The organism is Streptomyces sp. BK022, assembly GCF_004217355.1.
Lineage (GTDB): Bacteria > Actinomycetota > Actinomycetes > Streptomycetales > Streptomycetaceae > Streptomyces > Streptomyces griseoluteus.
In genome coordinates this window covers 1031113-1043187 of the sequence record NZ_SHKU01000001.1, presented here as the reverse complement: position 1 = coordinate 1043187, position 12075 = coordinate 1031113, and the positions used below count along the sequence as shown (strand labels likewise).

The window sequence follows — 12075 nt, the reverse complement described above, 5'->3', positions numbered from 1 at the left end:
GGGCGGCCGGTGCGCACCGCACGTCCACCCGGAGCACGCCACCGCCGCCCGGTGCGGGCGGACCGCACACCGTACGACCGCCGACCGGCAGCACAGGAAGAAGGCAGGCCCGTGTCCCGACCGCTCACCGACCAGCACAGTGGCACCGCCGCCCCGAAGCCGCTGGTGGACCGCTTCGGGCGCGTCCACACCGACCTCCGGCTGTCCCTGACCGACCGCTGCAACCTGCGCTGCACCTACTGCATGCCCGCCGAGGGGCTGGCCTGGCTGCCCAGGGACGAGATGCTCAGCGACGACGAGATCGTCCGCCTGGTCGGCATCGCCACCGGCCGACTCGGTATCACCGAGGTCCGGCTGACCGGCGGGGAGCCCCTGGTGCGCCGGGGGCTGCCCGGTCTGGTCGCCCGGCTGTCCGCGCTTCCGAAGGCGCCCGCGCTGTCCATCACGACCAACGGCATCGGGCTCGCCCGTACCGCCGCCGCGCTGCGCGAGGCCGGGCTCGGCCGGGTCAACGTCAGCCTGGACACCCTGCGTCCGGAGCGGTTCGCCGCCATCACCCGGCGCGACCGGCTGGCCGACGTGCTCGAGGGGCTGCGGGCCGCCCGCGCCGCCGGTCTCGACCCGGTCAAGGTCAACGCGGTGCCGGTGCGCGGGGTGAACGACGACGAGATCGCGGACCTGACCGCGTTCGCCGTGGAGAACGGCTACCGGATGCGGTTCATCGAGTCGATGCCGCTGGACGCCCAGGGTGCCTGGGAGCGGGAGAAGATGGTCACCGCCGCCGAGATCCTGGACCGGATCGGCGAGCGCTTCACCCTCACTCCCGTGCCCCGCGAGGACAACGCCCCGGCCGAGGAGTGGCACATCGGCGGCACGGACTCCCGCGTGGGTGTCATCGCCAGCGTCACCCGGCCGTTCTGCGGCAACTGCGACCGGGTACGGCTGACCGCCGACGGCCAGTTGCGCAACTGCCTGTTCGCCACCAAGGAGTCCGACCTGCGCGCCCTGCTCCGGGCGGGCGCCGACGACGACGCGCTGGAGACCGCCTGGCGCTCCTGCATCGCCGTCAAGGCCCCCGGCCACGCCATCGACAGCGCGGACTTCCGCCGCCCCGACCGGCCCATGTCGGCCATCGGCGGCTGAGCCCCTACCGACCCCACGAGTGAGGACCGACGAAGTGAACCGGATGCACGAATGGATCGCGGCGGCCAAGGCCGAGCTGGGCATCGACCTCGATGTCGACATCGCCGAGCTGCTGGACATGACCAAGGTGGTCGCGCACGAGGTGGCCCGCCCGGCCGCCCCGATCACCTCCTTCCTGGTCGGCTACGCGGCCGCGCTGCGGGCCGGTGGTGCCGACGCGGTGTCGGAGGCGAACCGGAGGGTGACCGGGCTGGCCGAGCAGTGGGCCGCGGAGCGTGAGAACGGCGCGGCGGCGCTGTGACCGGCCTCCCGGCGCACCACCCGTCCTGGCGGCGGGCCCGCTCCCTGGCGCGCGCCGCCGCGGGGCCCGCGCTGCCCGGTGTGCCGCGCACCCTCGAGGACGCGCTCGGCCACGCCCTGGCCGAGCCGCTGACGGCGTTGACGGACCTGCCGCCGTTCGCCACCTCCGCCATGGACGGCTGGGCCGTGTCCGGGCCCGCCCCCTGGCGGTTGGGCGAACGCGGCGTGCTGGCCGGCGAGCGGCCGGCACCGCTCGCGGCCGGCGCCGCCGTACCGATCGCCACCGGCGCGCCGCTGCCGCCGGGGGCGAGCGCCGTACTGCGCCGCGAGCACGGCGAGGTGGAGCGGTCCACGAGCCTGCTCCACCTCGCCACCCCCGGCGCCCTCCCCGAGGGCCACGACGTGCGCCCGCGCGGGCAGGAGTGCGTAAGCGGTGAGCCGCTGCTCCCGGCGGGGACCGGTGTCACCCCGGCCGTGCTGGGCCTCGCGGCGGCGAGCGGCTACGACCGGCTGGTGGTGCACCGGCGCCCCAGCGTGGAGCTGTTCGTCCTGGGCGACGAGCTGCTGGACGCCGGGGTGCCGCGCGGCGGACGGGTACGCGACGCGCTCGGCCCGCTGCTGCCGTCCTGGCTGCGCGGTCTCGGCGCCGAGGTGATCGGCCGGCACCGGGTGGCGGACCGGCTGGCGGAGCTGCGCGAGGCCGTGGCCCACTCCCCCGCCGACGTGGTGATCACCACCGGCAGCACGGCGGCCGGGCCGGTGGACTTCCTGCACGAGACCCTGCGGCTGCTGGACGCCCCGCTGATCGTCGACTCCGTCTCGGTACGGCCGGGCCACCCCATGCTGCTGGCCGAGCTGCCCGCCACCGCCGACGGCCGCACCCGGCGCCTGGTCGGGCTGCCCGGCAACCCGCTGGCCGCCGTGGCCGGTACGGCCACCCTGGCCGCGCCCCTGCTGCGCGCGCTCGGCGGCCACGCCGACCCGGAGCCGCGCAGTGCCGTGACCGCCGAGGCGCTCCCCGGCCACCCTCGTGACACCCGGCTGCTGCCGGTGCGTACGGCGGGCACCGGCGTGGCACCGCTGCCGTACGACGGCCCGGCGATGCTGCGCGGGCTGGCCCTGGCCGACGCGCTGGCCGTGGTGCCGCCCGGCGGAGCCGCGGCCGGGGACGCGGTGGAACTGCTGCCGCTGCCCACCGGCTGATCCCTCCCCATCACCCCAGACACGACCACCGAGAAGGCGAAGGACATGGAGACGAAGACGGCATCCACCGGCACCATCCGCTACTGGGCCGCGGCCAAGGGCGCGGCCGGCACGGCGGAGGAGTCCTACCGGGCGGGGACCCTCGCCCAGGCACTGGAGCAGGCGCGGTCCCGCCACGCGGACGAGCCGCGCTTCGCACAGGTCCTGGGGGTCTGCTCCTTCCTGGTCGACGGCGACCCGGTCGGCGTCCGCGACCACGCCTCGGTCACCCTGCGGGACGGCGCCGTCGTCGAGGTGCTCCCGCCCTTCGCCGGCGGCTGAGCAGCCCCGCGTCCGCCCACCCCCTTCCCCCGCACCCGGAAACCGGATCACCTCATGTCGCTCCCCACCCTGTTCCCCTCCCCCATCCGCCTGCTCGGCCTGCGCGACACCCCGCTCTCCCTCGACGAGGTGTACGGGGCGGTCGGTGACGACGCGGCGGGCGGTACCGCGCTGTTCGTCGGCACGGTCCGCGACCACGACGGCGGCAAGTCGGTGTCGTCCCTGGAGTACAGCGCCCATCCCTCCGCCGGGGCGGAGCTGCGCCGGGTGGCCGAGGAGATCGCGGCTGAGTTCCCGGTGCGCGCGCTGGCCGCCGTGCACCGGACGGGTCTGCTGGCGATCGGGGACATCGCGGTGATCACCGCTGTCTCCTGCCCGCACCGGGCGGAGGCGTTCGCCGCGTGCCGCAAGCTCATCGACACCCTCAAGCACGAGGTGCCGGTCTGGAAGCGGCAGATCTTCACGGACGGCGCCACGGAGTGGGTCGGCGCCTGCTGATCAGCCGGTGACGACGCCCGCGACCAGGTTGATGGTGGTGGCCAGCACGCTGATGCCGAACAGGTACGACAGCAGACAGTGCCGGAGCGCCACCGACCGGATCAACGGGTTCGAGACGCTGGTGTCGGAGACCTGGTAGGTCATGCCGAGGTTGTAGCTGAAGTAGAAGAAGTCCGGATAGGCGGGCTTCAGCTCGGAGTTGAAGTCGATGCCGCCCTGGGCCGGGCCGTAGTACAGGTAGGCGTAGCGGGTCGTGTACATCAGGTGCAGCGCGGCCCAGGCCATGAGGACGCCGAGCAGCGCGATGGCCGCGGCGGCCCCGGTGTCGGCGCCGGAGCGGTGCGCGACCAGCATCAGCACGATGCCCCCGAGCCCGCACAGCGAGACGCCGACCACCACCAGCTCGTCCACGGCGGGCCGGAAGTCCTCGCGGCGGGCGTCGGCGCGGGTGGTCTCGGCGTCCATGGGCCACAGCACGATCCAGCCGGTGACCACGAAAACGGTGCCGACGGCGGCGATACCGGACAGGATGGCCAGCGGCGCCGGATTGCCGGTCAGGCCGACAGCAAGGCCGGCGATCGCTCCGACGGCGAGGCAGCCGCCGAGCCGGGGAACCGCGGACAACGGCAGCCACATGCTCATACGGCCTCACCCTAGCCCCGTCCGCCGCATCCGGCCCGGCAGATGACATCTCCGCTTCCGGCGACCAGGACCGCGGCCGGGTCAGGTGGTATACACCGAACATGCCCCCTTCGCGCCGTTCCTCCCCCGCCGGCGGCGGGCGCCGGTGGGACACCTCCGGCGTCGGGCACGTGCTGTTCCCGCGCGGGGTGCTGGCCCTCCAGCGGGTCGACGGCGCGCTGCTGTTCGCGGTGCGCGCCGCCCTGGCGATGGCGCTCGCGGGCCTCCCGGCGGTGCTGGCCGGCCGTCCCGACCTCGCGGTGTACGGGATGCTCGGGGCGTTCACGACGACGTTCGGCCGGAATCTGCCCTACCGCCGCCGGGCGCGGGTGCTGGCGTGGGTCGCGCTCGCCATGACGGCCTGCGTGGGCCTCGGTTCGACGCTGGCGTCGGTGGCGCGTCCCTGGTCCAGCGTGGCGGGCGCGGCGGTGGTGGTCACGGCGACCGCGCTGGTGGCGGGCGTGTGCAAGTACGTGTGCGACGCGACCGGGCTCGGCGGCCTGGGCGCCATCCTGCTGCTGTTCTCCTTCGCGGTGGCCGCCAACGCCACGACCACGCCCGGCCAGGTGCTCGCCCGCACGGGTATGGCCGCGGCGGGTTCGCTGGCGGCCTGGGCGCTCGCGCTGCTGGGCCGCCTGGTCCATCCCGACCGGCCGCAGCGCCTGTCGGTGGCGGCGGCCCTGCGCGCGCTCGCCGAGCTGCTGGACTCGGCGCGGGGCGGAGTGGGCCGCTCGCGGCACCGGGCGACGGCGGCGGTGCTCCAGGCGTACGACTCGCTCGGGCTGGCCCCGCCGACCACCTCCGAGCGGCCCGGTGAGGACAACACCTGTGTCCGGCTGGCCGATCTGTCCTGGTCGCTGCTGGTCGACTCCACGCGCGGCACGCCCGGGGACCCGCCGGAGCTGGCCAGGCTGCTGCGGACCCAGGCGGGCATGCTGGCCGACCGGCACCAGCGCTGTCCGCAGGTGCTGGCCGACCTGGCCGCGTACTCCTCGCTGCCTCCGGAGCCGGGCCGCCGCTTCTCGCCGCGCGCACCGGTGCCGGACGATCCGGCGGCGCGGCGGGCGTGGGTGCTGGTGCGGGGGCGGCCCGGCGGGCACAAGCCGGTGTCGGTGCTCCTGGTCCCGGCGCTGCGGATGGTGCTGGGCACGCTGGTGGCGGGTGGTGCCGCGCTGGCGCTCGGCCTGGGCCACGGCTACTGGGCGGCGATCTCGGCGGCGGCCGTGCTGCACTCGGTCAACGTCCGCACCACGGTCCAGCGAGCCGTGCAGCGCACCCTGGGCACGGCGCTCGGCCTGATGATCGCGCTCGGGGTGCTGGCCGGGCATCCGGCGCCGGTGGTGCTGGCGCTGGTGATCGTGGCGCTGGAGTTCCTGATGGAGTACGTGGTCGTGCGCAACTACGGCCTGGGCGTGGTCTTCCTGACCCCGCTGGCGCTGCTGCTGAGCGATCTGGCCGACCCGGAGTCGCCGGAGCAGCTGATCGTGGACCGGGGGCTCGGGTCCCTGCTCGGCATCGTCACCGGGCTGGTGTGCGCGCTGCTGGTGGTGCACGACCGGGCGGCGGTGCGGGTGGAGCGGGCGCTCGCGCAGTGCACCGAGGCGACCGAGCGGGCCGAGCGGGCGCTGGCCTTCCGGTCCCGGCCGCCGCATCCGGTGATCCCGGTCCATCTCGCCGTCAGCGTGGTCGAGTTGCGCGAGGCGGACGACGCGGCGGCGGGCGAACTGCTGTCGGCGGGAATCGATCCGGCGGCCCTGGCGGCGGCCGAGCAGCGCGCGTATCTGCTGCTGGCGAGGCTTCTCCACCGCTGATCCGGGCGGCGGTCGGATGTGCGCTTGCCGGGGATTTTCGCAACTCCCCTGTGATTAGGTGGGGTTCCCGTGAGGGAAGACAGAGGAGGCTGATGCTCGTATGTCAGTGCCACCTATGGGTGCGTTCGGGTCCTTCGGATCGCCGGACCCGTTTTCCGACCTACTGAATCGTTTCTTCGGCATGTCCACGGCGTCCTCACCCCCGGCGGTGCAGCGCGTTCCGGTGGGCCGGCTGCTCACCGACTCCGCGCGTGAACTCATCGCCCGCGCCTCGCGGCGTGCCGCCGAGGACGGCAGCGAGGACCTCGACACCGAGCATCTGCTGTGGGCGGCCACCCAGGTCGAGCCGTCCCGCACCCTGCTCGCCCGCTCCGGCACCGACCCGGACGACCTCGCCAAGGAGCTGGAGGCGGCGCTGCCCTCGGGCAGCGGCACCCCCTCGGCCGAGCCGGGCCTGACCCCCGCCGCCAAGCGCGTACTGATCGGCGCGCACGCGCGCTCGCAGGCCACCGGCGCCTCGTACATCGGGCCGGAGCACATCCTCCAGGCACTGCTCGACCCGGGCAACGACCAGGCCGCCTCGGTGGCCCGCAATCTGGGCGTGGACACCGGCAAGGTGGCCCGCGAGGCCGGTTCCGCCGCGAAGGCCGAGGCCCGGCAGGAGCCGAGCGGCACGCCCACGCTGGACGAGTACGGACGCGATCTGACGGCCGACGCCCGCGCCGGGAAGCTCGACCCGGTGGTGGGGCGCGGCGAGGAGATCGAGCAGACCATCGAGATCCTGTCCCGCCGGTCCAAGAACAACCCGGTGCTGATAGGCGAGCCCGGTGTCGGCAAGACGGCCATCGTGGAGGGCCTCGCCCAGCGGGTCGTCTCCGGGGACGTGCCGCGCACGCTGGAGGGGCGCCGGGTCGTCGAGCTGGACCTGGCCGGTCTGGTGGCCGGGGCGAAGTACCGGGGCGAGTTCGAGGAGCGGCTGAAGAAGGTCATCGACGAGGTGACGTCGGCCTCCCAGGACGTCATCCTCTTCATCGACGAGCTGCACACGGTCGTCGGCGCCGGTTCCGGCGGCGAGGGCTCGATGGACGCCGGGAACATCCTCAAGCCCGCGCTGGCCCGCGGCGAGCTGCATGTCGTCGGCGCCACCACGCTGGACGAGTACCGCAAGTACGTGGAGAAGGACTCCGCGCTGGAGCGCCGGTTCCAGCCGGTGAAGGTGCCGGAGCCCAGCGTCGAGGAGACGGTCCAGATCCTGGAGGGGCTGCGCGACGCCTACGAGGCGCACCACCAGGTCCGGTTCAGCGACGCGGCGCTGGTCGCGGCGGCCGAGCTGTCGGACCGGTACATCGCGGACCGGTTCCTGCCCGACAAGGCGATCGACCTGCTGGACCAGGCCGGTGCCCGGGTGCGGCTGCGCTCGCGGGGCAAGTCCAAGGAGGTGCAGGACCGTGAGGACTCCCTCGCCCGGCTGAACCGGGAGAAGGACGAGGCGGTCGCCACCGAGGAGTTCGACCGCGCCAAGGAACTCAAGCACCACATCGCCGAGATCGAGACCGAACTCGCGCAGATCGAGGAGCGCCGCGAGGGCGTGGTCGCGGTCACCGAGAACGACATCGCGGAGATCGTGTCCCGCCGTACGGGCATCCCGGTGGCGCAGCTGACCGAGAGCGAGAAGGAGCGTCTGCTCAAGCTGGAGGACGCGCTGCACGACCGCGTGGTCGGCCAGGACGAGGCGGTCCTCGCCATCGCGCAGGCGGTGCGCCGCAACCGGGCGGGCATGGGCGACCCGGACCGTCCGGTGGGCTCGTTCCTGTTCCTCGGTCCGACCGGTGTGGGCAAGACGGAGCTGGCGAAGGCGCTCGCGGAGCTGCTCTTCGGAGACGAGGACCGGCTGATCCGGTTCGACATGAGCGAGTTCCAGGAGAAGCACACCGTCTCCCGCCTGGTCGGCTCCCCGCCCGGTTACGTCGGCTACGACGAGGCCGGCCAGCTCACCGAGAAGGTGCGCCGCCAGCCGTACAGCGTGGTGCTGTTCGACGAGGTGGAGAAGGCGCACCCGGACGTCTTCCACACGCTGCTGCAGGTGCTGGACGACGGGCGGCTGACCGACTCGCAGGGCCGTACCGTGGACTTCCGCAACACGGTGATCATCCTGACCAGCAACATCGGCTCGCAGCTGATCCTCGCCCATCAGGGCAAGGTGGACGAGATCCGGGGCGAACTGGAGTCGGTCCTCCAGGGGCACTTCCCGCCGGAGTTCCTCAACCGGATCGACGAGACGATCGTCTTCCACGCGCTCGGCGAGAAGGACCTCGGGCACATCATCGACCTGCTGCTGGCGCGCAGCGCCCAGCGGGTGCGGGCGCAGGGCATCGGTCTGGAGGTCACCGAGGCGGCGAAGAAGCTGCTGGTGGCGCACGGCTACAAGCCGGAGTTCGGTGCCCGTCCGCTGCGCCGCACGATCCAGACCGAGCTGGACAACCGGATCGCGGAGCTGGTGCTGTCCGGCGGCGTCGGCGAGGGCGACACGATCGTCGCCGACGTACGGGACGACTCGCTGCACCTGAGCGTGCGTCACCCGGAGCCGGACGAGCCCGCGTCCGCCGAGTGACACCGCACGGCTGAAGGAGCGGTACGGACAGACGCCCGTACCGCCCCTGCCGTCGACGGTGCGGGCGTGCCGGTCGCGCGAAGGGCGGGGGCCGAGACCGCCCTTGGTGGACCGCGAGACGTTCCCGCCGGCTCAGACCGGGCTGTGGCCCTGGAGGTAGGTGCGCACGGCCGGCGGCAGCGCGTCCCGCTCGGCCTCCTCGAAGGCGACCCAGCGTATCTGCCCGGCCGGCAGCGAGGCCCCGCCGGAGGGCGAGTCGGTCAGCAACTGGCAGACCACGGCCGGGACGGCGTCCGGGGACTCGCCGTCGGCCGGGCCGAGCGGTTCGGTGCCGTCGACGAGGTAGCCGGTGAGTTCGTAGACGACCCGCTCGGCCGTCGCGCCCGGGGTCTCGGCCGGTTCGGCGGTGCCGGAGGGCAGCGTCCAGGGGCCGCCGTCCCCCTGGGTCACCAGCAGCAGCCGTCCGTCGTACACCGCGACCGCCAGCACCCGGCCGCCGGCCTCCCGCTCGGAAGTCATCGCCCCGTCCTCTCCCCCGCGCGCCGGTCCGCACGCGCGTCGACCGCCCGGCCCACTGGCCGGACGGCCGTTCCCTACCCAGCGGGGCGGGCGCGCACCCGGCTCGGTCAGGACGTCCTGATCGCGGCGAGGAACTTCTGCGGGTCGGTGTCCACTTCGCCCTCGACCGTGGTGACCGGGATGTTCTCCTTGTCGTACCAGACGGCCGGGGTGCCGGGCAGCCCGAAGGACTCGAAGGTGGCGATGGATTCCCCGGCCCAGGTCAGATAGGTGTCGTCGGAGACCTTGCGGTCGAAGTCGGCCGAGCGCAGGCCGTCCACGTCACCGGCGATCGACAGCAGCACCGCCCCTTGCGAGAACTTGTCCTCGGCGGGCGGGAAGGGCTGGTTGTCGAAGAGGGCGCCGAGGTACTCGATGAACTGCTGCTGCCCCTCGTCGCTCGCCGCGGCCAGCGCGCCCAGCGCCTTCTGGTCGCCGTTGCCGCCCACGGTGTCGTCCATCGTCCCGGCGAAGTGGAACTTCACCACGTACTGTCCGCCGTCGGCGCCCTTGCGGATGGTGTCCAGGAGCGTCTGGGCCATGCGGGCGGAGGCACGGTCGCGCATCTCCAGGAAGACCTGGAGCACGTGCGGCGCGGACAGGTCGCCGTAGTACAGCGTGGTGCCTTCGCCGCCGGTCGTGTTCGCGGGAGTCATGTGTCGAGCTTGGCACAGATGGGCGTGACGCACGAACGGTGCGCACGGGGTGCGGTCGGGACGACACGACGCCGCTCGCGGGCGCAGTCTGGAGGGGTGGACTCATCGCACAGCAGGGCTCCGCATCGCGGCCGTGACCTGGACAGGGCCGTGCTCGACGCGCTCTTCGCCGACTCGCCGCACCCGCTGTACGTGCTCGACGGCGCGCTGCGGCTGGTGGGCTTCAACGAGGCGGCGGGGGACTTCGACGTGCTGCCGCTGGGCGGAGCGCTGGGGCAGCCGCTGCGGCAGTGGGCGGCCAGTCTGCACCGGGAGCCGGTGGAGGCGATGCTGCGCGAGGTACTGGCCACCGGGGAGCCCCGGCGGGACGTGGAGGTGGCGGGCGGGGCCACGCCGGACGCGCCGGACCGGGTGCTGGCGCTGTCCGCGTTCCGGCTGCGGGCAGCGGACGGCGGGCTGCCCGGGGTGGCGCTCAGCGTGGTGGACGCCACCGAGCGGCACCGGGCGCGGGTCCGGCTGAGCGTGCTGCGGGAGGCGAACGCCCGGATCGGCACCAGCCTGGACACCGTGCGCACCGCGCAGGAACTCGCCGACATCGGCGTGCCGGACCTCGCCGACACCGTCGTGGTGGACGTGCTGGACGCCGTGCTGCGGGGCGATGTGCCGCCGGTGGAGTCGCTGGGGCGCGATCTGCTGCTGCGCTGTGCCGGGTACCGGTCGGTGCGGGCGGCGAACGGGCACCGGGCGGCGGAGGTCGGCTGTGTGATGGAGCCGGGGCTCACCTCGCGGTACAAGGAGGTGCTGACCGGGGGGCGCCCCGTGCTGATCACCGAGCCCGACACGGTGCCGGCCGGACCCGGTGGGCAGGAGGTCGCGCAGGCCGACGGCGCGCGTTCCAGGATGGCGGTGCCGCTCGCCGCGCGGGGCGGGGTGCTGGGCCTGGCCCGGTTCTACCGGGGCCGGGGCACCGCGCCGTTCACCGAGGACGACCTGCGCCTCGCCACCGAGCTGACGCGGCACACCGCGCTGTGCCTGGACAACGCGCGGCTGTACACGCGGGAGCGGTCGGTGGCCCGCATCCTCCAGCTGAGTCTGCGGCCCGCGCACGTCTCGGGCCACAGTGCGGTGGCCACCGCGCACAGCTACCTGCCGAGCAGCACCAGTGGCGACTGGTTCGACATCATCCCGCTGTCCGGGGCACGGGTGGCGATGGTCGTCGGGGAGCCGCCCACGCGTGGCATCCGGGCGGCCGTCACCATGGGCGGTCTGCGGGCCGCGATCGGCGCGCTGGCCTCGCTCGACCTGCCGCCCGAGGAACTGCTGGAGCGGCTGCACGACCTGGTGGGCCGGCTGGACGCCGAGGAGTCGCGGCACCCGGACGAGTCCCTGGACAGCCTGCGCGCTGGCACCTCGTGTCTGTACGCGGTCTACGACCCGGTGGCGCACCGGTGCACGGTGGCCAGCGCGGGCCATCCGCCGCCCGCCGTGGCCCGGCCCGACGAGCCGGTGACCTTCGCGCAGGTCCCGGTCGGCCCGGCGCTGGGCCGGGGCGCGCCCCGCTACCGCACGGCGCACTTCGACGTGCCGGCGGGCACGCTGATGGTGCTGTGCAACCCGGTGCTGCTGCGGGACGCGAGGACCGATGCCGGCGACCAACTCACCCGGCTCGAACGCGCGTTGCAACCACGGGACCGCCCCCTGCCGGACATCTGCGACGCCCTGCTGCACGATCTGGCGCCGCACCATCCGGCCGACGACGGGGTGCTGCTGGTCGTCCGCACCCTCACCCTGGGCGCCGACAAGGTGGCCTCGTGGTCGCTGCCGAACGAGCCGCAGGCGGTCTCGCTGGCCCGCGAGCGCACCGAGGAGCGGCTGAGGCACTGGCATCTGGAGGACCTCGTGTTCACCGCGACCCTGGTGGTCAGCGAGCTGGTGACGAACGCGATCCGCTACTCCGCGGGACCGGTCCGGCTGCGGCTGGTCCGCGACCAGGCCCTGATCATCGAGGTCACCGACGACAGCAGCACCGCCCCGCAGTTGCGGCAGGCCGAGGACGACGACGAGCACGGGCGCGGACTGACCATCACCGCCCAGCTCACCGAGCGCTGGGGCACCCGGCGGGAGCACCGGGGCAAGACCATCTGGGCCGAACTCCCCATCCACGACTGAGTGTTGAGGTGTGAAAGGCTGTGACGGGATCGGCCGCCGGGCGCCTTCCGTGACGGGTGCGGTGTGGTGGACACTGCGCTCCACGCGTTCCCGCGCTCCCACCCCCCATCACAGCCGAGGGCCG

General features: G+C 73.9%; 11 protein-coding genes. 8 read left to right on the top strand and 3 right to left on the bottom strand.

Translation table 11 applies throughout. The annotated features are described in order from the left end of the window. Window positions 1-111 precede the first annotated feature (111 nt). The 5 genes from moaA to EV284_RS04755 are packed head-to-tail and all read left to right on the top strand — an operon-like array spanning window position 112 to window position 3465. Window positions 112-1143 carry a GTP 3',8-cyclase MoaA gene (gene moaA / locus EV284_RS04775; protein ID WP_130330511.1) on the top strand — a complete coding sequence of 344 codons (1032 nt, stop codon included), beginning with the start codon at window positions 112-114 and terminating at the stop codon, window positions 1141-1143. Between the two features lie 43 nt (window positions 1144-1186). After that, the gene (locus EV284_RS04770; protein WP_347402177.1) at window positions 1187-1444 is read left to right on the top strand and encodes a DUF6457 domain-containing protein; all 258 of its coding nucleotides are present in this window, start codon (window positions 1187-1189) and stop codon (window positions 1442-1444) included. Beyond that, window positions 1441-2646, top strand: coding sequence for a molybdopterin molybdotransferase MoeA (locus tag EV284_RS04765; RefSeq protein ID WP_130330509.1), 1206 nt, complete (start codon window positions 1441-1443; stop codon window positions 2644-2646). The genes EV284_RS04770 and EV284_RS04765 overlap by 4 nt, the downstream gene beginning before the upstream one ends. A 45-nt stretch (window positions 2647-2691) precedes the next feature. After that, the gene (locus EV284_RS04760; RefSeq protein ID WP_130330507.1) at window positions 2692-2967 is read left to right on the top strand and encodes a MoaD/ThiS family protein; all 276 of its coding nucleotides are present in this window, start codon (window positions 2692-2694) and stop codon (window positions 2965-2967) included. 54 nt (window positions 2968-3021) lie between these two features. Then, window positions 3022-3465 carry a molybdenum cofactor biosynthesis protein MoaE gene (locus tag EV284_RS04755; protein ID WP_130330505.1) on the top strand — a complete coding sequence of 148 codons (444 nt, stop codon included), beginning with the start codon at window positions 3022-3024 and terminating at the stop codon, window positions 3463-3465. Here the strand turns inward: EV284_RS04755 and EV284_RS04750 are convergent, their stop codons facing one another. After that, window positions 3466-4107, bottom strand: coding sequence for a DUF1345 domain-containing protein (locus tag EV284_RS04750; RefSeq protein WP_130330503.1), 642 nt, complete (start codon window positions 4105-4107; stop codon window positions 3466-3468). It lies immediately after the preceding gene. Between the two features lie 101 nt (window positions 4108-4208). Between EV284_RS04750 and EV284_RS04745 the strand changes: the two genes are divergently transcribed. Both EV284_RS04745 and EV284_RS04740 read left to right on the top strand, forming a co-directional pair. Next, the gene (locus EV284_RS04745; protein ID WP_130330501.1) at window positions 4209-5957 is read left to right on the top strand and encodes an FUSC family protein; all 1749 of its coding nucleotides are present in this window, start codon (window positions 4209-4211) and stop codon (window positions 5955-5957) included. Window positions 5958-6057: 100 nt separating this feature from the next. Then, window positions 6058-8568 carry an ATP-dependent Clp protease ATP-binding subunit gene (locus tag EV284_RS04740; protein WP_130330499.1) on the top strand — a complete coding sequence of 837 codons (2511 nt, stop codon included), beginning with the start codon at window positions 6058-6060 and terminating at the stop codon, window positions 8566-8568. A gap of 132 nt (window positions 8569-8700) precedes the next feature. Here EV284_RS04740 and EV284_RS04735 read toward each other — a convergent pair whose 3' ends face one another. After that, window positions 8701-9087, bottom strand: coding sequence for an NUDIX hydrolase (locus EV284_RS04735; RefSeq protein WP_130330497.1), 387 nt, complete (start codon window positions 9085-9087; stop codon window positions 8701-8703). Between the two features lie 107 nt (window positions 9088-9194). Then, window positions 9195-9782 (bottom strand): thioredoxin domain-containing protein, encoded by a 588-nt coding sequence (locus EV284_RS04730; RefSeq protein ID WP_130330495.1) that lies wholly within the window; start codon window positions 9780-9782, stop codon window positions 9195-9197. 96 nt (window positions 9783-9878) lie between these two features. On the opposite strand from EV284_RS04730, the gene EV284_RS04725 reads away from it, so the two are divergent. After that, on the top strand, window positions 9879-11951 hold the full coding sequence (locus EV284_RS04725) for a SpoIIE family protein phosphatase (RefSeq protein ID WP_165425456.1): 2073 nt from the start codon (window positions 9879-9881) through the stop codon (window positions 11949-11951). Window positions 11952-12075: the final 124 nt, after the last annotated feature.